Origin of the sequence: Tsukamurella pseudospumae (genome assembly GCF_001575205.1) — a bacterium.
Classification (GTDB): domain Bacteria; phylum Actinomycetota; class Actinomycetes; order Mycobacteriales; family Mycobacteriaceae; genus Tsukamurella; species Tsukamurella pseudospumae.
On sequence record NZ_LSRE01000012.1, the window covers coordinates 216,241 to 239,303 of the forward strand.

At 69.6% G+C, this 23,063-nt stretch carries 23 protein-coding genes and 1 pseudogene; 14 read left to right on the top strand and 10 right to left on the bottom strand.

Features of this window, described 5'->3' with window-relative positions; genetic code table 11:
* Positions 1-154: 154 nt before the first annotated feature.
* Genes AXK61_RS09840 through AXK61_RS09850 form a run of 3 tightly spaced genes read right to left on the bottom strand, consistent with a single transcriptional unit; the run spans position 155 to position 3,122 of the window.
* On the bottom strand, positions 155-469 hold the full coding sequence (locus tag AXK61_RS09840) for a thiamine-binding protein (protein WP_068571136.1): 315 nt from the start codon (positions 467-469) through the stop codon (positions 155-157).
* 11 nt (positions 470-480) lie between these two features.
* Complete coding sequence (locus AXK61_RS09845) at positions 481-1,041, bottom strand: hypothetical protein (protein WP_068745069.1); 561 nt, start codon at positions 1,039-1,041, stop codon at positions 481-483.
* The gene (locus tag AXK61_RS09850) at positions 1,041-3,122 is read right to left on the bottom strand and encodes a prolyl oligopeptidase family serine peptidase (protein ID WP_414929994.1); all 2,082 of its coding nucleotides are present in this window, start codon (positions 3,120-3,122) and stop codon (positions 1,041-1,043) included. Before AXK61_RS09850 ends, AXK61_RS09845 begins: the two co-directional genes overlap by 1 nt.
* Between AXK61_RS09850 and lpdA the strand changes: the two genes are divergently transcribed.
* From lpdA to thpD, 3 genes are all read left to right on the top strand, one after another.
* The gene (lpdA, locus tag AXK61_RS09855; protein WP_068745072.1) at positions 3,111-4,493 is read left to right on the top strand and encodes a dihydrolipoyl dehydrogenase; all 1,383 of its coding nucleotides are present in this window, start codon (positions 3,111-3,113) and stop codon (positions 4,491-4,493) included. The two genes, AXK61_RS09850 and lpdA, sit on opposite strands and share 12 nt — an antisense overlap.
* Positions 4,494-4,577: 84 nt before the next feature.
* Complete coding sequence (locus tag AXK61_RS09860) at positions 4,578-5,411, top strand: DUF4253 domain-containing protein (protein WP_068571132.1); 834 nt, start codon at positions 4,578-4,580, stop codon at positions 5,409-5,411.
* Between the two features lie 153 nt (positions 5,412-5,564).
* Positions 5,565-6,437, top strand: a complete 873-nt coding sequence (thpD, locus tag AXK61_RS09865; RefSeq protein WP_068571489.1) for an ectoine hydroxylase — start codon at positions 5,565-5,567, stop codon at positions 6,435-6,437.
* A gap of 81 nt (positions 6,438-6,518) precedes the next feature.
* Here the strand turns inward: thpD and AXK61_RS09870 are convergent, their stop codons facing one another.
* The 4 genes from AXK61_RS09870 to ramB all read right to left on the bottom strand — a co-directional run bounded on the left by AXK61_RS09870 (position 6,519) and on the right by ramB (position 9,575).
* A complete protein-coding gene (locus AXK61_RS09870) occupies positions 6,519-6,872 on the bottom strand; it encodes a VOC family protein (protein ID WP_068745074.1) in 354 nt (117 codons plus the stop codon).
* Between the two features lie 2 nt (positions 6,873-6,874).
* Entirely contained in the window at positions 6,875-7,459 is a 585-nt protein-coding gene (locus AXK61_RS09875; protein ID WP_197466784.1) for an HD domain-containing protein, read from the bottom strand.
* Positions 7,456-7,977, bottom strand: a complete 522-nt coding sequence (locus tag AXK61_RS09880) for a carboxymuconolactone decarboxylase family protein (protein ID WP_068571130.1) — start codon at positions 7,975-7,977, stop codon at positions 7,456-7,458. The genes AXK61_RS09875 and AXK61_RS09880 overlap by 4 nt, the downstream gene beginning before the upstream one ends.
* Positions 7,978-8,174: 197 nt before the next feature.
* Positions 8,175-9,575 (bottom strand): acetate metabolism transcriptional regulator RamB, encoded by a 1,401-nt coding sequence (gene ramB, locus AXK61_RS09885; protein ID WP_068571129.1) that lies wholly within the window; start codon positions 9,573-9,575, stop codon positions 8,175-8,177.
* Between the two features lie 403 nt (positions 9,576-9,978).
* Between ramB and aceA the strand changes: the two genes are divergently transcribed.
* The 4 genes and pseudogenes from aceA (at position 9,979) to AXK61_RS25975 (ending at position 14,086) form a co-directional block, all read left to right on the top strand.
* Positions 9,979-11,271 carry an isocitrate lyase gene (gene aceA, locus AXK61_RS09890; RefSeq protein WP_068571128.1) on the top strand — a complete coding sequence of 431 codons (1,293 nt, stop codon included), beginning with the start codon at positions 9,979-9,981 and terminating at the stop codon, positions 11,269-11,271.
* Positions 11,272-11,436: 165 nt separating this feature from the next.
* The gene (locus tag AXK61_RS09895; protein WP_068571127.1) at positions 11,437-12,306 is read left to right on the top strand and encodes a 3-hydroxybutyryl-CoA dehydrogenase; all 870 of its coding nucleotides are present in this window, start codon (positions 11,437-11,439) and stop codon (positions 12,304-12,306) included.
* 67 nt (positions 12,307-12,373) lie between these two features.
* A pseudogene (locus AXK61_RS25970) lies at positions 12,374-13,225 on the top strand (NAD(P)/FAD-dependent oxidoreductase); the annotation flags it as partial.
* 108 nt (positions 13,226-13,333) lie between these two features.
* Positions 13,334-14,086, top strand: a complete 753-nt coding sequence (locus AXK61_RS25975) for a class I SAM-dependent methyltransferase (RefSeq protein WP_068745280.1) — start codon at positions 13,334-13,336, stop codon at positions 14,084-14,086.
* A 60-nt stretch (positions 14,087-14,146) separates the two neighbouring features.
* On the opposite strand, the gene AXK61_RS09910 is transcribed toward AXK61_RS25975, so the two are convergent.
* Positions 14,147-15,031, bottom strand: coding sequence for a LysR family transcriptional regulator (locus AXK61_RS09910; protein WP_068745076.1), 885 nt, complete (start codon positions 15,029-15,031; stop codon positions 14,147-14,149).
* A 138-nt stretch (positions 15,032-15,169) separates the two neighbouring features.
* Here AXK61_RS09910 and AXK61_RS09915 point away from each other — a divergent pair, with 138 nt between their 5' ends.
* Both AXK61_RS09915 and AXK61_RS09920 read left to right on the top strand, forming a co-directional pair.
* Positions 15,170-15,919, top strand: a complete 750-nt coding sequence (locus AXK61_RS09915) for an SDR family oxidoreductase (protein ID WP_068745078.1) — start codon at positions 15,170-15,172, stop codon at positions 15,917-15,919.
* Between the two features lie 74 nt (positions 15,920-15,993).
* Positions 15,994-17,223, top strand: a complete 1,230-nt coding sequence (locus tag AXK61_RS09920; protein WP_231855497.1) for a low temperature requirement protein A — start codon at positions 15,994-15,996, stop codon at positions 17,221-17,223.
* Positions 17,224-17,314: 91 nt separating this feature from the next.
* Here the strand turns inward: AXK61_RS09920 and AXK61_RS09925 are convergent, their stop codons facing one another.
* The gene (locus tag AXK61_RS09925) at positions 17,315-18,169 is read right to left on the bottom strand and encodes a polyphosphate kinase 2 family protein (protein ID WP_068571122.1); all 855 of its coding nucleotides are present in this window, start codon (positions 18,167-18,169) and stop codon (positions 17,315-17,317) included.
* Between the two features lie 49 nt (positions 18,170-18,218).
* Here AXK61_RS09925 and AXK61_RS09930 point away from each other — a divergent pair, with 49 nt between their 5' ends.
* The 5 genes from AXK61_RS09930 to AXK61_RS09950 all read left to right on the top strand — a co-directional run bounded on the left by AXK61_RS09930 (position 18,219) and on the right by AXK61_RS09950 (position 22,105).
* Positions 18,219-19,535: a DUF445 domain-containing protein gene (locus AXK61_RS09930; RefSeq protein ID WP_068571121.1), complete on the top strand. Its 1,317-nt coding sequence runs from the start codon at positions 18,219-18,221 to the stop codon at positions 19,533-19,535.
* Positions 19,536-19,642: 107 nt separating this feature from the next.
* Positions 19,643-20,032 (top strand): helix-turn-helix domain-containing protein, encoded by a 390-nt coding sequence (locus AXK61_RS09935; protein WP_068571120.1) that lies wholly within the window; start codon positions 19,643-19,645, stop codon positions 20,030-20,032.
* The gene (locus AXK61_RS09940) at positions 20,029-20,658 is read left to right on the top strand and encodes a hypothetical protein (protein WP_068571119.1); all 630 of its coding nucleotides are present in this window, start codon (positions 20,029-20,031) and stop codon (positions 20,656-20,658) included. Before AXK61_RS09935 ends, AXK61_RS09940 begins: the two co-directional genes overlap by 4 nt.
* Positions 20,659-20,731: 73 nt before the next feature.
* Positions 20,732-21,028, top strand: a complete 297-nt coding sequence (locus AXK61_RS09945; RefSeq protein ID WP_068571118.1) for a DUF2516 family protein — start codon at positions 20,732-20,734, stop codon at positions 21,026-21,028.
* 24 nt (positions 21,029-21,052) lie between these two features.
* Entirely contained in the window at positions 21,053-22,105 is a 1,053-nt protein-coding gene (locus tag AXK61_RS09950; protein ID WP_068745082.1) for an alpha/beta fold hydrolase, read from the top strand.
* A gap of 75 nt (positions 22,106-22,180) precedes the next feature.
* Here AXK61_RS09950 and purU read toward each other — a convergent pair whose 3' ends face one another.
* Positions 22,181-23,056: a formyltetrahydrofolate deformylase gene (gene purU, locus AXK61_RS09955; RefSeq protein ID WP_156485625.1), complete on the bottom strand. Its 876-nt coding sequence runs from the start codon at positions 23,054-23,056 to the stop codon at positions 22,181-22,183.
* Positions 23,057-23,063: the final 7 nt, after the last annotated feature.

The following is a 23,063-nucleotide window of genomic DNA, read 5'->3' on the forward strand; positions in this document are numbered from 1 at the left end:
TATGACATGGTGGTCGGCACTCATGAAGTCCTGCGGCCCGGCCGCGACCGTTCTCCCGCGGGAGTCTCTCGCTGAGTAGTGGGTTGCAACCCGATGACGGGTGAAGAACTTCCGCGGGAGGGGTGGCGACGCCGAGTCGGGCCTCGCGTGACGGTCAGTGATCGTTGTCGCGGAGGTGCTGCTCGATCCGTTCGAGCTTGGCCGTGAGCTGGCCGGTGTGGCCGGGGCGGATGTCGCACTTGACCACGAGGGACACCCGCGGGGCGGACTCGGCCAGGCGGTCCACGCATGCCTTGATCACGCCCATCACCTCGTCCCACTCGCCCTCGATGGTGGTGAACATGGACGTGGTCTCGTTCGGCAAGCCTGAGGCGCGCACGATGGCGACGGCCTCCGCGACCGCTGCGGCGACGCCGCCGTCGGGGCTCTGGTCGCCGCCCATGGGGCTGATCGAGAAAGCTGCGAGCATGATGTGTCCTCTCAGTTCCGGCCGCGGCCGGTGGTGTTCGACATGACGACGCGGAGGAAGGTCAGCCCGTAGGCCAGGGTGCACAGCGCGAGCGCCCCGCCGGCGATCGCGTGGCCGGCAGCGGTCCCGACGGTGCCCGTGGCCATGAGCACGATCGCGGCGACCGCGCCGACGGTGCCCACCGTGCCGGCGACGACGTGCAGCGCGAACCTCGGCTGGCTCACCAGGAACACGAAGAAGTGCAGCGCTACCGCCAGCGCGATCGACGGCATGATGAACTCCGGGTGACCGGTCTTGTTGAGGACCACGATCGCGGCCAGGATCGCCACCGTCTCCAGCGCGACCGCGATCCGGAACACCTGGCGGGCCTTCGCCTCTCCGGTCCCGGGCGACGGCGGTGCCGGGGCCGGGGCGCCCCGCCGGGCGGTGACGACCGCGCCGAGGGCGATCGCCGCGCCCAGCACCGCGCCGATCGCGGCGACGAGCGGGTACGCGTGCAGGCCCAGGACCGACCAGGCGATGGTCATCAGCCCCATGAAGATCGCCAGCGACCGGGCGGTGCGGACCGGCATCAGGACTCCGCGGATCCCAGCTCGCGCCACAGGAACTCGTAGGCGAGAGCGGATTTGAACGCCGCCTGCTTGTTGTCGGCCGCGCCGCCGTGGCCGCCCTCGATGTTCTCGTAGTAGTCCACGTCGATGCCGCGCGCCTCGAGCGCCGCGACGAACTTGCGGGCGTGCGCCGGGTGCACGCGGTCGTCGCGGGTGGACGTGGTGACCAGAAGCGCGGGCAGATCTCCGGGCGCACCGGCGGATTCGGGCAGGTTCTGGTACGGCGAGTACTCGCTGATGTACGCCCACTGCGCGGGATCGTCGGGGTCGCCGTACTCCGCCATCCACGACGCCCCGGCAAGGAGCTGGTGGTAGCGCCGCATGTCCAGCAGCGGAACCTGGCAGACGATGGCGCCGAACAACTCCGGGTACCGCGTGTACATCACGCCCATGAGCAGCCCGCCGTTCGACCCGCCCTGCGCGCCCAACTGCGCCCGCGTGGTGATGCCGCGGGCCACGAGATCCTTCGCGACCGCGGCGAAGTCCTCGTACGCGCGCAGCCGGTTCTCCTTGAGAGCCGCTGTGTGCCAATCGGGCCCGTACTCGCCGCCGCCGCGGATGTTCGCGAGCACGTACACCCCGCCCTGCTCGATCCACGCCGCGCCGGACACGGCGGTGTAGTCCGGTGTGAGGGAGACCTCGAAGCCGCCGTAGCCGTAGAGCAGGGTCGGCTGCGGGTCCTCCTGCGGGCGGCGGACCACGAAGTACGGGACCTGCGTCCCGTCGTCGCTGGTCGCGAAGAACTGCTCGGAGGTCACGCCCTCGGCGTCGTAGAACGCGGGCGCGGACTTCAGCGGCTCAACGGAGCCGCCGGCCTCGCCGTGCAGAAGCGTGGGCGGAAGCGTGAAACCGCTGGCGGTGGCGAAGATCTCGTCGCCCTCGCGCGGGTCCGTGTAGTACACGCCGATCTCGGCCAGCTCGGGGAAGCCGCGTGTCTCCCGGCGTTCCCAGGTTCCCGGTTCGAGGGTGTGCAGCTCCGAGCGCACGTCGCGCATCGTCGAGAGCAACAGATACGACTTGGTCCAGGCGTACCCGGCGAGGGCGGTGTGCGCGTCGGGCGTGAAGACGGTGCTGTGCTCGCGTGAGCCCGCCCGGTACGCGTCGAAATCGAAGGCGACCAAGGCGCCCGGCTCCACCACACCACCGGGCAGCTCCCACGCCGACTTCGGGCGCACCAGCAGCCGTGACTCGTGGACGTCGGCGTCGGAATCCGTCGGGACGTCGATCCTCTCCAGTGCCAACGTGTCCGGCGAGAGCAGGTAGATCTCGCTGTTGTAGAAGTCGATCGCGCGGGTGACGAAATGCCGCTCGTAGCCGGGGGTGTCGTCGTACCCCGCGCCGATCGAGACGTCCGAGTGGTGCCCCTCGTACACGAGGTCCGCGTGCCCCAGCGGGGTATCGCGCCGCCACCGCTTCACCAGCCGCGGATACCCGGAGTCGGTGAGCGATCCCGGACCGAAATCCGTTCCCACGTAAACGGTGTCCTTGTCGATCCACGCGATCCGGCTCTTCGCCTCCGGGAGTGAGAAGCCACCGTCGACGAACTCCCGGCGGGAGATGGAGAACTCGCGCACCACACTCGCGTCGGCGCCGCCGCGCGAGAGGGAGACGAGCGCCCGGTCGTACCGCGCACCGTCGGGCGATTCCCCGCGTAGGACGGCCGCCCCGCCCCAGACCCAGTTCTCGCCCTCGGCCTCGCGGAGGGCATCGACGTCGATGACGACCTCCCACTCCGGGCTGTCGGTGCGGAAGGACTCGAGGGTGGTGCGGCGCCACAGGCCGTAGGGGTGGTCGGCGTCGCGCCAGAAGTTCCACAGGTGCTCGCCGCGGCGGACCGGGTAGGGGATGCGCTGGTCGGTGTCGAGGATCGCGAGGACACGCGACTCGAGCTCGTCGAACCGCGGTCCGGTCAGGCGTGCCGTGCTCTCGGCGTTGCGGGCCCGGGCCCAATCGAGGGCAGTGGCGGATTCCACGTCTTCGAGCCATGCGTACTGGTCCATGGACACCACAGTAGGGCTACGCTGAATCCCGTGGCTGATCACTTTGACACTGTTGTTCTCGGCGCCGGCCCAGGAGGCTACGTCGCCGCTATTCGCGCCGCCCAACTCGGGCAGAAGGTCGCGGTCATCGAGGAGAAGTACTGGGGCGGTGTGTGCCTGAACGTGGGCTGCATCCCGTCGAAGGCACTCCTGAAGAACGCCGAGCTGGCGCACACCTTCACGCACAAGGCGCAGCTCTTCGGCATCTCCGGTGACGTCTCGTTCGACTTCGGGGCTGCGTTCGACCGCAGCCGCAAGGTGTCGGAGGGGATCGTCAAGGGCGTTCACTTCCTGATGAAGAAGAACAAGATCACCGAGATCAACGGCTACGGCGTCTTCGTGGACGCGCACACCATCCAGGTGGGCGATCAGACGGTGACCGCCGACAACGTGATCATCGACACGGGCTCGACGGTCCGCCTGCTCCCCGGCGTCACGCTGTCCGACAACGTGGTCACCTACGAGGAGCAGATCCTCACCCGCGAGCTGCCCGCGTCGATCGCCATCGTCGGCGCCGGCGCGATCGGCATGGAGTTCGCCTACGTCCTCAAGAACTACGGCGTGGACGTCACGATCATCGAGTTCCTGGACCGCGCGCTGCCGAACGAGGACGCCGACGTCTCCAAGGAGATCGCCAAGCAGTACAAGAAGCTGGGCGTGAACATCCTGACCTCCACCAAGGTCGAGTCGGTCGACGACCAGGGCTCGCAGGTCGTCGTCAAGTACACCGGCCCCAAGGGGCCGGGCGAGATCACCGTCTCCAAGGTGCTCATGAGCATCGGGTTCGCGCCGCGCACCGAGGGCTTCGGCCTGGAGAAGACCGGCGTCGCCCTCACCGAGCGCGGCGCCATCGCCATCGACGACTTCATGCGCACCAACGTGCCCGGCGTCTACGCCATCGGCGATGTCACCGCGAAGCTGCAGCTGGCGCACGTCGCCGAGGCGCAGGGCGTCGTGGCCGCGGAGACCATCGCCGGGGCCGAGACCCAGGCCTTGGGCGACTACCGCATGATGCCGCGCGCCACCTTCTGCCAGCCGCAGGTCGCCTCGTTCGGCCTCACCGAGCAGCAGGCGAAGGACGAGGGCTACGACGTCAAGACCGCGACCTTCCCCTACTCGGCGAACGGCAAGGCCCAGGGCCTCGGCGAGCCCGTCGGCTTCGTCAAGCTGGTCTCCGACGCCAAGTACGGCGAGCTGCTCGGCGGCCACCTCATCGGCCCCGACGTCTCCGAGCTGCTGCCCGAGCTCACGCTCGCGCAGAAGTGGGACCTCACCGTCAACGAGCTGGCCCGCAACGTGCACACGCACCCCACGCTGTCCGAGGCGTTGCAGGAGTCGATCCACGGCCTCGCCGGCCACATGATCAACCTGTAGGAACCGCACCCTCGTCGGCCCGGCATCGTCATCGACGGTGCCGGGCCGACGTGCTCTCCTCCCCCCGATGAAAGGCGTTCGACGATGTTCCGAGCCACCCCCGGAAAGCTGCCCGCCGCCGATACCACCGAGATCGGGGGTGTGAAGCTCCCGCCGGGCAAGGCGGTGAACTCGCAGGGCGGCGAGGAGATCGCCTGGATCAGCGCCGATGTGGTGCCCGCCGACCAGTTGGGTGCGCTGATCCGCGACCTCGCGGCCGTCTTCGGCACCACCGGACTGTGGCCGCTGCAGGCGCACGGCCGTGGCCAGGACGGCCCGGACTCGTGGGACGGCGACGTCCCGGGCGACGTCGGCGACGACGCGGCATGGAGCGGGGGAGACCTGGGGCAGCCGTGGGGAGACGGTGAACTCGCCGGGCCGGAGAGCACCGTCGGCGACGCCCTACCCGTGCTCCTGCGGCTCGGCGCCGAGAACGCAGATGCCGATGATCCGGACGCCGACCCCGACCGCCCGGCGGCCGTGACCGCACTGGCCGCGGCGGTGCCCGGCGCTGAGCTGCCCGCCGGCGCGCTCGACGTGGAGGGCGCCGGCGCGCTGTTGCTCGTGCCCGTCGCGCGACCCGCCGACGTGCCGCACGCGGTCGGCTGGCTCGGCGCGAGCGACGACGGGCTGAGCGGCACGGAGGTCTCGTCGGTGCTGCGCTCGTGGGAGGAGCGGTTCGGCGCAGTGCCCGTGTCGATCGGCGACGACGCCCTGATGCTGCAGGTCGCGCGCCCGCCGCAGTCTCCCGAGCAGCTCGACGGTGTGCTGTCCGAGCATTACGCCTTCTGCCCCGACAACGTCGACCGGGGTGAGGGGACCGCCGCGTACCGCGAGGGCCTGACCGAATGGACCCACTGGTCGTTCTGGTGGGACTGACCGGCTGAGTTGGACACTCGTCCCGGACCCTGGCAGGGTCGGGTGCGCGGCGTGGCGATGCCACGGCGCCGGGTCGAGAAGGGGCATCGGTCACCGTCGGACGTCCGCGCCGTGAGGCAGCAGTGGAACGCACTGCACGGACGGAAGGAATCGATGAACCACGCAGCGACGCTCACCGACCACTACCCGACGCGCGTCGACACCAGTGAGATCCAGGATCGACGCGACCCCGTCGTCTGGCCCGGACGTTCCGGACCCTGGCCCGACGGTGCCGTCGACCACTTCGCGACGCACGGCTTCCGTGCGGTGGAGGGCGTGCTCGATGCCGGTGACATCCGTGAGGTGCGCTCGGAGATCGACGCGGTCACGGCACGGCTCGGGCCGGACGAGCGCGTGATCCGCGAGACCTCGGACGGCAGTGTGCGTTCGGTGTTCGCGGTGCACGAGCTCAGCGAGCGCATCGCGTCGATCATCGCCCGCGACGAGATCGCCGGTGTCGCCCGGCAGCTGCTCGGTGACGAGGTCTACGTGCACCAGAGCCGGGTGAACCTCAAGCCGGGTTTCGCCGGCGGGCCCTTCTACTGGCACAGCGACTTCGAGACCTGGCACGCCGAGGACGGCATGCCGACGCCCCGCGCCGTGAGCGTCTCGCTGGCGCTCACGCCGAACACGCCGTTCAACGGATCGCTGATGATCATGCCGGGATCGCACCGCCGGTTCGTCTCGTGCGTCGGCCGGACGCCGGGGGAGTACCACCGCCAGTCGCTGAAGTCCTACCGCCCGCCGTTCGGGACGCCCGAGGAGAGCGTCATCGCTGCGATGGCCGACGAATACGGGATCGAGCAGGTCACCGGAGGTGCGGGCAGCGCACTGTACTTCGACTGCAACTGCCTGCACGCCTCCGCCGGGAACATCTCACCGTACCCGCGGTCCAACCTGTTCGTCGTGTTCAACGCCGCGTCGAACGAGCTGGGCGAGCCCTTCGCGGCCGACGCCCGTCGCCCGGACTACCTGGCGACGCGCTAGCGGTTCACGAATTCGAGTTCTGCGGCGTCACGTGTGCTCTTGCGCACCCTGCGATGCCGCAGAATTCGAATTCGTGAGCCGTCAGTGCGGGTGGCCGACGACGTTGACCACCGTGCCGTCCGGGGCGCGGACGAAGAACCGTCGCGGGCCCCACTCCTCACTGGTCAGCGGGTGCACGATCTCGTAGCCCGAGGCCTGCGCCTCCGCCCACGCGGCCTCGACGTCCTCGGTCATCACGGAGATGTCGGAGTCGATCTCCGCGGTGCGGTCGCCGGTCACGAGTTGCACGCTGGCGGCATGGTCGGGGGAGGAGAAGCGGGCGACCCAGCCGAGGTTGAACTCCTCGTCGGACAGGCCGAGGAAGTCGGCGTAGAAGCCGCGGGCGGCGTCGATGTCGTCGACCGCGATGTTGGTGATCACCTTGTGCACCTGCATGATCAGGCCTCCAGCTCGTTCAATTCTGCGACCAGGTTGGCGCGCGCCGCTTCCTCCCACCGGGCCCGCCCCGCTGCGGTGTGGAACAGGAAGGCGTGCTCGAGCAGGCCGCGGAGAACCTGCGCGCGGCCCGGCCGGAACAGGTCGTCGGGCACCGTCGAATACTCCGCCCGCACCGCTGCCGCGTAGGCGCGGTACCGGTCGGGCGGGGAGGCGAGGACGGCGAGATCGGCGTCGCACAGGGCCGCGGCGTCGGGGTCGCCGGCGGGGACGTCGTGGTCGGCCGTCACCCGCACGAGTCGCGCGACCTCGGTACCCAGCTCACCGCCCAGCATCTGCTCGGCCAGGACGGCCGACTGCTCCTCGTTGTCCGGGGCGCCGATCACGTAGACGGCGTCGTGGAACCATGCGGCGAGCTCGACGGCGTCGCGATCGAAGGGAGCGCCGGCCGCCGCGAGGTCATCGAGGCCGCGCAGCACCCCGGCAAGGTGGTCGACGGTGTGGTACCTGCGGTGCGGCTCGTTCCAGCGCGACAACAGGTCGTCGCGCTGGGCGGCGGCGAGCAGGGCGGTCGACGGCGCCGTCACCGCTCCGGCTCGATCCCCAGGACGTCGATCGTGGTGGCGAGGCCGTCGTAATTGGTGGCGAGCAGGACGATCTCGACCAGCCGACGCTCGTCGTAGAACTCGGCGAGGCGGGCCCAGGCATCGTCGGACACGGACTTGTCCTCGACGATCTCGGTGACCACGTCCAGTAGTGCAGCGCTGCGCTCGTTCCAGCCGGAGCCGTCGAAGATCCGCTCGAACTGGGTCGCCGTGAGGCCGGCGCGGGCGCCGATGCGACGGTGGTGGCCGAGCTCGTAGGCGTTCCCCCGCAGGTGGGCGACGCGGACGATGACCGTCTCGGACTCCGTCCGCTTGAGCGCGCCGAAGGGCATCAGCATGCCGGAGTAGCCGAGCCAGCCGAGGAACAGCCGCTTCGTGCGGCCGAGGGTGGAGAACAGGTGCATGTCGTCGGCGCGGACGGCCCGCGCCCCGACCTTGGCGATGGCGTAGTTGATCGGTCCGAGCCGGCCGAGTCCGCCGGGCGTCACACGCGGTGTCATGACCCGACGCTACCGCGTGCGGTGCACCGCCGGGAGCAGGATTTGAACGAAGTTCATTTCACCGTCGGGCGATCGGCGTACCGGACGAGGTAGGGGAAGACCGTGGAGCGATTGGCGGCGATGTCGAGGGCAGGTCGCCAACGGACGAGGTAGGGGCTGACCGTGGAGCGGTTGGCGGGGATGTCGAGGGCACGTCGCTAACGGACGAGGTAGGGCGAGACGGTGGAACGGTGCTCGTCGATATCCAGGCTCTTGCCGATGGCGGGGAAGGCGCGCTGGGGGCAGCCGGAGCGCTCGCAGACGCGGCAGCCGGCGCCGATGGGGGTGGCGTTGGCGTCGCTCAGGTCCAGGCCGCGGGCGTAGACGAGGCGGTGGGCGTGCCGCAGCTCGCAGCCGATGCCGATGGCGAAGGTCTTGCCGGGCTGGCCGTACCGCGCGGCCCGGCGCTCGACGGTGCGCGCGACCCACAGGTAGTTGCGGCCGTCGGGCATCTCGACGATCTGCGTGATGATCTTGCCCGGCCACGCGAAGGTCTCGTAGACGTTCCACAGCGGGCACGTGCCGCCGGACGCCGAGAAGTGGAAGCCGGTGGAACTCTGCCGCTTGCTCATGTTCCCGGCGCGGTCGACGCGGACGAAGGACAGGGGCACGCCGCGCAGGTTGGGGCGCTGCAGCGTGGACAGACGGTGCGCGATGGTCTCGTAGCTCACGGAGAAGAACGCGGACAGCCGCTCGATGTCGTACTCGAACTCCTCGGCGGCGCCGTGGAACTGCGTGTACGGCAGCACCACCGCAGCGGCGTAGTAGTTCGCGAGCCCGAGCCGCGCGAGGCGACCGGCCTCCTCGGAGCCGAACCCGGCACCGTCGACCATGGCGTCGATCTCGCGGCCGCACTCGAGGTACGCGAGCTCGGCGGCCATCTTGAAGACCTGCTGCCCGCCCGACAGGTGCCGGTTGATCTCCAGCACGCGGGTGCGCGGGTCGTACCGGTGGAGCACCGTCTCGCCCAGGTCGACGCGGCGGCGGATGGACACGTTGTGCACGGCCTCGAGGCGGGTGACGATCTCGGTGCGGACGTCGGCGCTGTGCATGCGCATCCGGGCGGTGAGCTCCTCCGCGGCGGTGTCCAGCTCGTGGAAGTAGTTCTGCCGCTGGTAGAAGAAGTCCCGCACTTCCTCGTGCGGGTTGGGGATGCTGCCGCGCGCACCGGGGTCGTTGCGGCCGTCGGTGACCTGCGCGAGCTGGTCGGCGGCGCCGAGGTAGCGGCGGTGCAGCGCGACCATGGCGCGGGCGAAGCCGGGGTGGTCGCGGGCCAGCTCGGAGAGCTCGTCGGTACTGGTGGGCGCGTCGACGTCCATCGTGACCTCGCGCAGCTCCGCGATGAGCCGTGTCTGGTCCTGCGAGTTGAAGAACGAGGTGTCCACGCCGAAGACGTCGGTGATCTTCAGCAGCACCGGCACGCTGAGCGGCCGCACGTCGTGCTCGATCTGATTCAGGTAGGACGGCGAGATCTCCAGCGCCTCCGCGAGGGACGCCTGCGACAGCCCGCGCTCCTTGCGCAGGCCCCGGAGGCGAGCACCCACGAAGGTCTTGGACATGCAGCGAATATTAGTCGTGGAAGCCCAGCTACCGGTGCGTTCCGGGAGCGATCGCCCACCTTCGCAGTGAAGTACGTCACACAACCGGTCCGACGGTGCGCGGCCGGGCCGCGGCGGACCGTCGGAATCGGCCCGACGGGGCCGGGAAGCCCGGCCCGCAAACTCCCAGTACGGACGTACTTTTTTCTGCGGGCCGTGCGACGATCCTTCGCAGAATTAGCACGATCTTCCTGATTTCATGGCTTGCTTTGGCATCGTCGACTGCCTTGGCCTGCGGCTTTAGGTGTGGCACAGTGGCTTCAGGCGCAACGCCGGTGCAGTGAAGCGGGTTAGCGATCAGCCTCTCGCCCGCCATCGGTGGCCGATTGAATCTTTATCGACTAGAGCGAAGAACGGGGAGCCAATGAGCACCGTCGGACAGCCGAGGACCGCCGCAGAGATCCAGCAGGATTGGGACACCAACCCGCGCTGGAACGGCATCAAGCGCGACTACACCGCCGCTCAGGTGGAGGAGCTCCAGGGCTCCGTCGTCGAGGAGAACACGCTCGCCAAGCGCGGCGCCGAGATCCTCTGGGACGGCGTGACCAAGGGCGACGGCTCGTACATCAACGCCCTGGGTGCCCTCACCGGCAACATGGCCGTGCAGCAGGTGCGCGCCGGCCTCAAGGCCATCTACCTCTCCGGCTGGCAGGTCGCCGGCGACGCGAACCTCGCGGGCCACACCTACCCGGACCAGTCGCTGTACCCGGCCAACTCGGTTCCGGCCGTGGTCCGCCGCATCAACAACGCGATGCTCCGTGCCGACGAGATCGCCAAGGTCGAGGGCGACAACGCCGTCGACAACTGGGTCGTGCCGATCGTCGCCGACGGCGAGGCCGGCTTCGGTGGCGCGCTCAACGTCTACGAGCTGCAGAAGGCCATGATCGCCGCGGGTGCCGCCGGTACCCACTGGGAGGATCAGCTCGCCTCGGAGAAGAAGTGCGGCCACCTCGGTGGCAAGGTGCTCATCCCCACCCAGCAGCACATCCGCACCCTGACCTCGGCCCGTCTGGCCGCGGACGTCGCGAACACCCCCACCGTGGTGATCGCCCGTACCGACGCCGAGGCCGCCACGCTGCTGACCACCGACGTGGACGACCGTGACAAGCCCTTCCTCGACGGCACCCGCACGTCCGAGGGCTTCTTCGGCATCAAGAACGGTGTCGAGCCCTGCATCGCCCGTGCCAAGGCCTACGCGCCCTACGCCGACATGATCTGGATGGAGACCGGCAAGCCCGATCTCGAGCTCGCCAAGAAGTTCGCCGAGGCCGTCAAGGCCGACTTCCCGGACCAGCTGCTGGCGTACAACTGCTCGCCGTCGTTCAACTGGAAGCAGCACCTGGACGACGCGACCATCGCGAAGTTCCAGAACGAGCTGGGCGCCATGGGCTTCACCTTCCAGTTCATCACGCTGGCCGGCTTCCACGCCCTCAACTACTCGATGTTCGACCTGGCGCACGGCTACGCCCGCAACCAGATGTCGGCCTACGTCGACCTGCAGGAGCGCGAGTTCGCTGCTGAGGAGCGCGGTTACACCGCCACGAAGCACCAGCGCGAGGTCGGCGCCGGTTACTTCGACCGCATCGCCACCACCGTCGACCCCAACACGTCCACCGCGGCGCTGAAGGGCTCGACCGAGGAAGGCCAGTTCCACTAGGGAGTTGGTCTGGGAGTGCCCCGTGTCACACGCGACGAGTGCGTGAGGTGAGACGAGGGTAATCCCACAGGGGTACGCGCAAACGTGCCCGAATACCTGACAGGAGGCCCGCAACGCGACGTTGCGGGCCTCCTTCATATCGGCAGAAGTTTCGGAGAGGCGGAAATGTCTGAGAGTGTTTCTCGCGTCGGTGTCGTGGGCGCCGGCCAAATGGGTGGCGGTATCGCCGAGGTGTCGGCCCGCGCCGGCGCCGACGTGCTGGTCTGGGAGGCCACGGAGGAGCTCGCGGCCGGCGGTCGCGCGCGCATCCTCAAGTCGCTGGACCGGGCCGTGTCCAGCGGCAAGATCACCGAGCGTGAGCGGGACCAGGCCGCCGAGCGGCTGACCTTCACCACCGACCTCGCCGACTTCGCCGACCGCCAGCTGGTGATCGAGGCCATCGTCGAGAACGAGGCCGTCAAGGCCGAGGTGTTCGGCAAGCTCGACGCCGTGGTGACCGACCCCGACGCCGTGCTCGCGTCGAACACCTCGTCGCTGCCGATCCAGCGCATCGCCGAGGCCACGAAGAACCCCGGCCGCGTCCTGGGCCTGCACTTCTTCAACCCGGTGCCGGTGCTCCCGCTCGTCGAGGTGATCAGCTCGCTGTCCACGTCCGACGGTGCCGTGGCCCGCGCCGAGCAGTTCGCCTCCGAGGTGCTGGGCAAGCAGGTCGTGCACGCGACCGACCGCTCGGGCTTCATCGTCAACGCCCTGCTGGTCCCGTACCTGCTCTCGGCGATCCGTATGTACGAGTCGGGCTTCGCCACGGCCGAGGACATCGACAAGGCGATCGTGCTGGGCCTGGCACACCCGATGGGCCCGCTCAAGCTGACCGATCTCATCGGCCTGGACACCGTGAAGTTCATCGCCGACGCCATGTACGAGGAGTACAAGGAGCCGCTCTACGCCGCCCCGCCGCTCCTGCTGCGCATGGTCGAGGCCGGCTACAAGGGCAAGAAGGCCGGCCGCGGCTTCTTCGAGTACCCCGCGAAGTAGACAGAACAGTTGCTGAACCGGCAAGGAAACTTGCCGGTTCAGTCGTTTCCGGGGCACGGTGGATCCCATGAACGAGATCATCATCGACACCGTCATCGTCGGCGGTGGGGCCGCCGGCCTCACCGCGGCACAGGTCCTCGGCCGGGCGCGACGTTCGGTCACCGTCGTCGATGCGGGCGAGCCCCGCAACGCCCCGGCCGAGCACATGCACGGCTACCTCGGGCACGACGGACTGAACCCGGCGGAGCTGCTGGCGATCGGTCGGCGCGAGGCGCAGGCCTACGGCGTGCGCGTCCACTCCGGCAGGGCGACGGCCGCGCGGCGGGACGGCGACCTGATCGAGGTGGTCGCCGGTGACGAGGTGCTGCGCGCTCGGACCCTGCTGGTCGCCACCGGCTTGACCGACGTGCTGTCCGACATCCCCGGCGTCGCCGAGCGGTTCGGCCGCGACGTCCTGCACTGCCCCTTCTGCCACGGCTACGAGGTCCGCGACCGCCCGCTCGCGGTGATCGGCGGCGAGGTGGCCGCGATGTCCGTGCACCAGGCGCTGCTCATCCCGCAGTGGTCGCGCGACATGGTGTTCTTCACCAACGGCCTCGACATCTCCACCGAGGACCGGACCACGATCGAGGCGCGCGGCACCAGCATCGTCGACGGTGCCGTGGCCGGCCTGGTCGTCGAGGGTGACGCCCTGCGCGCCGTCCGGCTCGCCGACGGCACGGAGATCGAGCGGGAGGCCGTGTTCGTCGGCCCGCGGTTCGTCCCGCAGGACGACCTGCTCATCGGACTCGGCGCCGAGCGCGTCGCCGCGGGCCCCTTCCCGACGGTGCCCGTCGACCCGATGGGTGCCGTCACCGGACAGCCCGGCGTGTGGGCGGCGGGCAATGTCGTCAACCCCATGGCCCAGGTCATCGTCGCCGCCGGTGCGGGCTCCGTCGCGGCCACTGCGATCAGTGCGCACCTGCTGCAGAGCGACATCGAACGGGAACGGACCCGGGTCGGCGCGGAGCGCGCTAGCGTGGGCCGCATGACCGGCGCGATCGACCGGGTCGAGGCGATGCTCGACCCCACCCGGCTCGGCCGCGAGCCGGACCGCACTCACGGCTACCTCGACGTGCTCAAGCCCGAGAGCGCGAAGCCGACGGGGCTGAGCAATGCGCTCATGCACAACCCGGCGCTGGCCGCGGTGTACGAGAAGGCGTGGCGGCCCGCGTTCACCCGTCTGTTCAGCCTCGGTGGCTCCGGCACCCTGAGCCGGCAGGACGTGCTCCTCGACGAGCTGACCGGCCGCGGCGACCAGAAGATCCTCGACGTGGCCTGCGGTCCGGGGCTGTACACGAAACCGTTGGCGCGCAAGCTCAGCGGCGACGGGGTGGTCGTCGGCCTGGACGTCTCCGACGCGATGCTGCAGCGCGCCGTGCGCGACAACGCGGGGGATCGCGTCGTCTACGTCCGGGGCAGTGCCCTCGAGCTGCCCTTCCCCGACGGTGCCTTCGACACCGTCGTCTGCCTGGCCGCGCTGTACCTGATCCCGGCGCCCCGGCTGGCGGTCCGGGAGATCTGTCGCGTGGTCAAGCCCGGCGGGCGGGTCGCGCTGTTCACCTCGCTGCAGACCCCGCTCACCTCGGTCCTCGGATCGTCCACGGCCGAACGGGTCTCGGGCTTCCGCTGGTTCGGCAAGGACGAGATCACCGGCTGGCTCCGGGACAACGGCCTCGTGGACGTCAAGCAGACGGTCAGCGGTCAGGGCCAGTTCGTCACCGCGCGGCGCGCGGACTGATCGCCACCACAGTGAGCTGAGACGGGGCGTGCCGCTGGGCCTCGCGGGAAGAAGCGTGTGTCAGGCCGGCGGGTGGGCGGCGAGGAGTGCGGCGCGGACCGGATCGGTGGTGTGCGGCAGCCACAGCGCCTGCACCGGGACCTGCGGGGCATCGTCGAGCTCGACGACCGTGACCCGGCCCCCGAGGCGTTCCCCGGGCGGACCGGTCACGAACGCGGCCGCGTGCGGCGCGGCGAGCACCGCCGTCGCGGGCGGCGTGCCCTGCACGTGGTTGATCAGCAGGTCCGGCTCGAAGCCGGCCCGACGGCACTGCGCGACCAGGAAATCCGTGTAGAACGACGCGTGCGGCGGCGCCCACACCACGATCGGCGACGGCGCGAGCTCGGCCAGCGCGAGGCGTTCGCGACCGGCCAGCTCGTGGTCGCGGTGCAGGGCGACCCGCAGTGGGTGGTAGACGAGCGTGCCGCCCGCCAGCTGGTCCGGTAGGGCTGCGCCGCGCCGGAGCACCAGGTCGACGGTGCCCTCCTGCAGCTCGGCCACCATCGCCGCCGGGAACAGCTCGCGCACGGTGACCGACGGCGGATCCTCCTGGGTGATCAGCGGTTCCAGGATCTCGTAGGCCTCGTCGGCGGTCACCGCGGGGCTGCGGCCGACGACGAACGGTGGCCGGCGCTGCGCCCCCGCGTCCCGGGCGCGCGCCGCGAGCAGCCGGGCGCCGGACAGGAGGGACGGCGCACCGTCGTACAGGGTGCGGGCCGCGGCGGTGGGGGCGAGGCGGCGCCCGGAGCGCGTGAACAGCGACGTGCCGAGCTCGCGCTCGAGCTGGCGGAGCGCGGCGGAGAGGGCCTGCTGGCTCAGGTGCAGTCGGGCGGCCGCGGCGGCGAGCGAGGGCTCCTCCATCGCGGCGACGAACTGTTCCAGGCGGCGGAGGTCGGGCGTGGTCACCTCACCATCCTATTCACAAACAGCACTGGTGAATAGTCCGAAAACATTCGATTGTCGGTTGTCTTTCCCGCGCCTACGTTGGGTACTGCAAACACCGATGCGCCCAACACCGGCGCGCACGACGACGAGGGAGAAGACATGACGAAGCTCGCAGGGAAGACGGCAGTGGTGGCCGGCGGCGGAAAGAACCTCGGTGGCCTGGTCAGCCGCCATCTCGCCGGCCTCGGCGCGAACGTGGTCGTGCACTACAACAGCCCGTCGTCGGAGGCGGAAGCGCGGGAGACGGCGGCCGCCGTCGAGGCCGCGGGTGGGAAGGCGTTGCTCTTCCAGGGCGACCTGACGGCACCGTCGAAGGTCACTGAGCTGTTCGACGCGGCCGTGGCCGAGTTCGGCGGCGTCGACGTCGCGGTGAACACCGTCGGCAAGGTGCTGCGCAAGCCGATCCTGGAAACCTCTGAGGCCGAGTACGACTCGATGCTGGACATCAACGCCAAGGCCGCCTACTTCTTCATCAAGGAGGCGGGCCGCACGCTGGGCGACGGCGGCACGCTGATCACGATCGTGACCGCGCTGCTCGGCGCCTTCACCGACGGCTACTCCACCTACGCGGGCGGTAAGTCGCCGGTGGAGCACTTCAACCGCGCCGCGGCCAAGGAGTTCGCGGGCCGCGGGATCACCGTCAACGCCATCGCGCCCGGCCCCATGGACACGCCCTTCTTCTACGGCCAGGAGACGCCCGAGCGCGTCGCGTTCCACAAGTCGCAGGGCATGGGCGATCGCCTGACCCTCATCGAGGACATCGCCCCGATCGTCGACTTCCTCGCGACCGACGGGCACTGGATCACCGGCCAGACGCTGTTCGCCAACGGCGGCTACACCACCCGCTGATCCGGGCGCGCGGAGGACGCTCGGCGTGCCTACGATGAGCTTCGTTCCGTGGGGTTGCGAAGAGGGAGACGCGAGTGAGTGAAGCACCGTCGGCGATGCGCCGTCGATTGGTACGGATGTCCGGGCGCGATCCGCACGAGGAGGGCCGGACGGCCACCACGCTGGAGTTGCTCTTCGACCTCACCTTCGTGGTGGTCTTCTCCCTCGCGGGCGTGCAGCTCGCCGACGCGATCGCGGAGGGGCACTACTTCGCCGCCTTCCTCGGATTCGGGTTCTGCGCCTTCGCCGCGATCTGGGCGTGGATCAACTTCACCTGGATGGCCTCCGCGTTCGACACGGACGACTGGCTCTTCCGCATCGTCACTGCGCTGCAGATGATCGGCGTCTGCATCATGGGTCTCGGCGTGGAGCCCTTCTTCGCGTCGGTCGCCGCCCACGAGCAGCCGAACAACACGGTGCTGGTGATCGGATACGTGGTGATGCGCGTCGCGCTGCTCGCGCAGTGGACCCGCGTGGCCGTCTCGTCGCCCCAGTACCGCAAGGCGGCAGTCATCTACATCGTCGCGATCACCACCGCGCAGATCGGGTGGATCTTCAGCGCGTTCGCGCCGCTGACCCTGGCGCAGGTACTCGTCGCGGGCCTGATCCTGTTCGTCGTCGAACTCGGCGGGCCGTACGTCGCCGAGCGGCGCGAGCGGACTCCGTGGAACCCGCACCACATCGCCGAGCGCTACGGCCTGCTCACCATCATCACGCTCGGCGAGGGTGTGGTCGGCACCGTCGTCGCGCTGCAGGCGCTGCTCAAGGCCCAGGGCTGGAGCCCCGACATCGCCGTACTCGGTGTCGCCGCGATGATGCTCAACCTGTCGATCTGGTGGATCTACTTCTCGATCCCGGTCGGGGAGGCGCTCGTGCGGAATCCGAACAAGTGCTTCGCCTGGGGTTACGGCCACATGGTGATCTTCATGGGGATCGCGGCGTTCGGCGCCGGGCTGCACGTCGAGGCACTCGGCATCTCGCACGAGGCCCACGTGAGCAACGTGGTGGTCGCGTCGGCGTTCGTCGTGCCGCTGGCGGTCGCGGTCCTCGGGATCGGCGTCATGGACGCCTACCTCACCGGCTTCGACGGCCACCGCGCCTTCGCGGTGTGCATCACCCTCGCCCTCCTGGGCGCCGGCGTCGCGGCCGTGGCCGCGGGCGCCACGCCGCTCGCCGCGCTGGTGTGGAGCGCGATCGCCCTGCTGGTGCAGGTCGTCGTCGAGGAGGTGTGGTCCGGCAAGCGCCGGGCTGCGCGCCTGGCGTGATCGCTACTCCGGGTGCCCGCCGGCATGGGGTCGACATCTCAGCGGCGGGCCGGGCGACGGCGCACCGTCGGGCATGTGGAGCGCGAGCGGGCTACGCGTCCGCCAGGCGGGCCTTCTCGTGCTCGACGTCGAAATCGGCGGGCGGCCAGTCCAGCCCGAGGCCCTCGAGCGCCTCGATGAGCAGCTCGGTGATCGCGAGGCGGGAGAACCACTTGCGGTCGGCGGGGATGACGTGCCAGGGAGCGCCGTCGACGCTGGTGCGGTCGAGCATGGCCTGGTAGGCCTCCTGGTACTTCGGCCAGTAGCCGCGCTCGTCGATGTCGGCGGGGTTGTACTTCCAGTACTTGTCGGGGCGGTCCAGTCGCTCCTGCAGTCGCTTCTTCTGCTCGTCCAGCGAGACGAACATCGCGGCCTTGACCACGGTGACGCCCGACGCGGCCAGGTCCTCCTCGAAGCTGTTGATGATCCCGTAGCGCGGCTCCCACACCGACTGCGGCACCAGGTCGTGCACGCGGACGACCAGCACGTCCTCGTAGTGCGAGCGGTCGAAGACACCGATCTGGCCGCCCTTGGGGGTCTGCTGGTGGATGCGCCAGAGGAAGTCGTGGGCCAGCTCCTCCTCGGTGGGCTTGCCGAACGAGGCGGTCTTGACGCCCTGCGGATCGACCATGCCGATCACGTGCCGGACGATGCCGCCCTTGCCGGCCGTGTCCATGCCCTGCAGCACCAGCAGCACCGAACGGTGATCGCCCGCGCGACCGTTCGCGTACAGCAGCTCCTGCAGCTGCGAGAGCCGCTCGCCGCGCTCGGCGAGGAGCGCCTCGCCCGCCGCCTTGTCACCGTCGAAACCCGGCTTGCCGGAGGTGTCGATGTCCTGCACGAGACCCCCGGGACGCCACCGCAGGGCCTCGGAGACGGAACCGGACCAACCGCTCTTCTTCGCCATGGGGTCACCCTATCCGTCGGAGGTACGGATCTTCGGGCAAGATCGACTCGTGACGGTGTCATCCCCGGCGGCCACGCCCCTCGCCCCGCAGGCGAGCCCCTTCGGCACGCCCGACGAGCAGAAGCGCCGAGACCTGCGGAAGATGAAGGCGCTGGCCCTCTCCTTCCTCATCGGCGCGGCCATCATCTACCTGATCTGCGAGTACCTGGACACCAAGGGTGCGCACCTGTCGATCGCCGGGCCGTGGGTCGGGTACGTCAAGGCCGCGTCCGAGGCGGGCATGGTCGGCGGCCTCGCGGACTGGTTCGCGGTGACCGCGCTGTTCCGGCACCCGTTGGGCCTGCCGATCCCGCACACGGCCATCATCAAGCGCAAGAAGGACCAGCTGGGCGACGCGCTCGGCGGGTTCGTCGAGAGCAACTTCCTCACGCCCGACGTGATCGCGGAGAAGGTCGGCTCGCTCGAGCTCAGCGGCCGCGTCGCCAACTGGATGGCGGACCCCGACAACTCGCAGAAGCTGGGCGCCGAGGCCGCGAAGCTGGTCAAGGTCATGAGCGAGGTGCTGCGCGACGAGGACGTCGAGGCCGTGCTCAACTCCACCATCATCAAACGGCTCGCCGAACCCGAGTGGGGGCCGCCCATCGGGCGCCTCGTCGAGACCCTGCTGCAGGAGCAGCGCCAGCTGCCGCTGATCAACCTGCTCGCCGAGCGCGCCCACCACTGGGCCCTGGGCAGCCAGGGCGTCATCGACAAGATCGTCGACACCGACGGTCCGCAGTGGTCGCCCAAGTTCGTCAACTCGCTGCTGGGGGAACGGATCTACCGCGAGCTCGTCGAGTTCACGTGGAAGGTGCGCAGCGACCCCGACCACGAGGTGCGGCACGCCATGAGTACCTTCCTCTGGGACTTCGCCTCCGACCTGCAGCACGACCCGCGGACCATCGCCAAGGTCGAGGACGTCAAGGCGGAGCTGATGGGGCGCGAGGAGGTGCGCACCGCGGCGCAGGCGGCCTGGCGCGCGGCCAAGCGGATGATCGAGGCGTCGGTCGACGACCCCGATTCGACGCTGCGCGAGAAGTTCAGCGAGTCCGCCGCCCGGTTCGGCGTGCGACTGCGCGACGACCCGGCGCTGCGCGGGAAGGTCGACTTCTGGGTCGATCGCTCGGTGCGGCACCTCGTCGAGAACTACGCGGGGCAGATCACCTCGATCATCACCGACACCGTCGCGCGCTGGGACGCCGACGAGGCGTCGGGGAAGATCGAGCTCGCGGTGGGTCGGGACCTGCAGTTCATCCGGATCAACGGAACCGTCGTCGGCGCCCTGGCCGGCCTGGCGATCTACACGATCACTCAGATCTTCTTCTGAGGCACGCGGTTCGTGTCAATGATCAGAATCACACTGCTAACCAACTGCTTGCAAGAGCTAGCACTAGCTGTTAGCGTGGTGTCAGCCGCGCAGACGGGAGACCGGACATGACGAGCAATGAAGAGCCCGAAGTGAATTCAGTGAACTCGGGATCCGATATTGGAGCGTTCATCCGGGCGCAACGTCTTGCGGCGGAGGTGTCCATCCGGCAACTGGCGGAGAGGGCGGGGGTTTCCAACCCGTATCTCAGCCAGATCGAGCGGGGGCTCCGACGACCGTCGGCCGACGTGCTCGGGCAGATCGCCAAAGCGCTACGGCTCTCGGCGGAGGTGCTCTACGTGCAGGCCGGGATCCTCGAGGAGCGTCCGGAGTCCCCGGTACGCGACGCACTGATCGCGGACACTGCCATCAACGAGCGGCAGAAGCAGGCCCTACTCGACGTCTACGAGAGCTTCCGCCGCGAGAACGAGACCGCATTGAAGGAGAACGTCCCATGACCGAGCAGAACACCCTCGAAGACCTGAAGACCCCCCTGTTCGCCGCCCTCGGCGCCGGTGACTACGCCTACGAGGCCGTGGCCGAGGTCGTCGAGAAGCTGCGCGCCGCAGCCACCGACGCGTCGAAGGACTTCCAGACCAAGGTCGAGGAGGCCCAGGCGAAGGTCGAGGAGGCCGCCGATTCCGCGCAGGCCAAGCTGACCGAGGCCAAGGACGGCCTGCCCAAGGACGTCGACGAGCTGCGCGCCAAGTTCACCCCCGAGGAGCTGCGCAAGGTGGCCGCCGCCTACATCCAGGTCGCGACCGACATCTACGAGTCGCTCGCCGAGCGCGGCGAGAGCGCCTTCGAGCGCATCAAGTCGGGCTCCGTGATCGAGGACGCCACCGAGCAGGCGACCAAGGCCTACAACCAGGCCGTCGAGCTGACCGAGTCCTCGCTGGGCCAGGTCGCGTCCGCCACCAAGCAGGTCGGCGAGCGCGCCGCGAAGCTGGTCAACCGTGCCGGTGACGAGGCCGAGGCCGCCGCCGACAAGGTCGAGGCCACCGTCAAGGAGACCACCGAGAAGGCCACCGCCGCCGTCAAGAAGGCCGCCCCCAAGGCTGCGCCGAAGAAGGCCGACGCCTGATCGTCACACCCTCAGCTCCACCCCGGGCGCCCGGCGGCACTGCCGCCGGGCGCCCGACCTTTAGGCTGGTGCCATGAACCTGCTGTACGCGTTCGGCTCCGTGACTTTCTACGCCTATCTGGTGGTGACAGTGCTCATCGTCGGTGGCGGGCTGTTCGCGCTGGTGCACGCTCTGCGTGCGCCCGAGGACGCCTTCCGGGCCACCGGGAAGTGGCAGAAGAAGTACTGGTCGCTGACGCTCGTCGCGTGCATACTGCTGGCCCTGGCCGGTCTCAATGGCATGGGGCTGGTGATCGGGGCGATCGGCGTCCTGGTCTACATGCTGGACGTCAAGCCCAAGCTGGACGAGGTCCGCCGCCCGCGCTATTGAGCATTAGTTAGTAAGGTTGGTCGCATGAAGATCTCCAGCAAGCTCGTCGTCGGTGCGCTCGGCGCCCTCGGAGCCGGTGCCGCGGCGGTCGCCGCCGGTGCCGCCGCGTACGCGCTGTCGTCGCCGACGGAGCCGGCCAACGCCAAGCTGATCGAGGACTACGACGGCCCGTCCGAGGACGGCACCGTCGTCTCCGGTGACGGGACCCGGCTGCACACCCGCGTCTGGGGCCCCGTCGACGGTCCGCTCGCGGTGCTGATCCACGGCTGGACGTGCAACGTGACCAACTTCCCGCGCCAGGTCGAGCACCTCGTCGCGCGCGGCTACCGCGTGATCGGCTACGACCAGCGCGGCCACGGCGAGTCCGAGGCCGGCGCGTTCGCGTTCTCCACCGACGTCCTCGCCGACGACCTGCACGCCGTCCTCGAGGCCCACGTGCCGGACGGGAAGCAGGCGCTGCTCGTCGGCCACAGCATGGGCGCCATCACGATCATGGCGTGGGCCGGCAAGTACTCCGACGAGGTCGAGCGGTACGCGCACCACGCGGTGCTCGTGTCCACCTACGCCCGCGAGGCCGTCGCGAACTTCGTCGGTGCGACACCGCTCGCCGCGCTCCCGCGACTCGTGCCGCGCTTCACCGACCGCCTCGGCGACGCGGTGCTGGGAGCGCCCGTGCGGGTCCGGAACAACCGGCTGCACACCGCGGTGATCCGGTACTCGGCGCTGTGCGGCTACGCCTCCTACGGCGCCGTGAAGTACACCGAGGACATGCTCGCCACCTGCCCGCCCGATGTCCGGGGCGAGTGGGGCCACGTACTGGCGGGGCTGGACGTGACCGAGGGTCTGCGCACGCTGAGCGTCCCCACCTCCGTGGTGGTCGGCCAGTACGACCACCTGACGCCGCCGTCCGACGCCGATGTCATCGCGGGAGAGCTGCGCGTCTCCGGACATCTCGACCGGTTCGCCGTGATCCGCGACTCCGGCCACATGCTCCCGCTGGAGCAGCCGGAGAAGCTCAACGCCCTCCTCGACTCCATCCTCGACGGTCGGCCCGTCGCCTCCGGCGCCCCGGAGTAGCGCACCGTCGCAATTGAACACCGTTATGGAGGGGGAACCCGCAGGTCGGTTTCTCCATAACGGTGTTCAATCGCGTCAGGAGAAGACGACGGTCTTGCGGCCGTGCACGAGGACCCGGTTCTCGAGGTGCCAGCGCAGGCCGCGGGCCAGCACGACCTTCTCGATGTCGCGGCCGCGGAGCACCATGTCCGCGGCGGCGTCGGCGTGATCCACGCGGGCCACGTCCTGCTCGATGATCGGGCCGGCGTCGAGGTCGGCGGTCACGTAGTGGCAGGTCGCGCCGATCAGCTTCACGCCGCGGGCGAAGGCCTGGTGATACGGCCGCGCGCCGACGAAGGACGGCAGGAAGCTGTGGTGGATGTTGATCGCCCGCCCCGCCCACGCCGCGCAGAGATCCGCAGGCAGCACCTGCATGAACCGGGCCAGCACCACCGCGTCGGGGTTCAGCGCATCAGTGAGTTCCGCGACGCGAGCGAAGGCCGCGGACTTGTCCTCGCCCGGCCCGGGGAAGGGCACGTGGTGGAACGGGATGTCGAGGCGCTCGGTGAAATCGCGCAGGTCCTCGTGGTTGCCGATGACGGCGGCGATGCGCGCGTTCAGCTCACCCGTCGCGACCCGCCCGACGATGTCGTGCAGGCAGTGCCCCTCCTTGCTGACCAGCAGGACGATGTCCTTCGGCTCGGCGCTCGAGGTCAGGCGCCACTCCGTCTCGGGGCCGAGCTCCGCGGCGACCTCGGCGGCGAACCGCGCGCGCAGCTCGTCCAGCGACAGTGAGACGCTGTCCGCCCGGACCGCCTGGCGGGTGAAGAACCAGCCGGAGTCGGCGTCGGAGTGGTACGCGGCCTCGACGATCCATCCGCCGACGTCGGCGAGGAAGGTCGAGATGCGGGCGACGATGCCGGTGGTGTCGGGGCAGCCCAGGGTCAGGACATAGCGGGTATCGCGGGTCACGGACGGT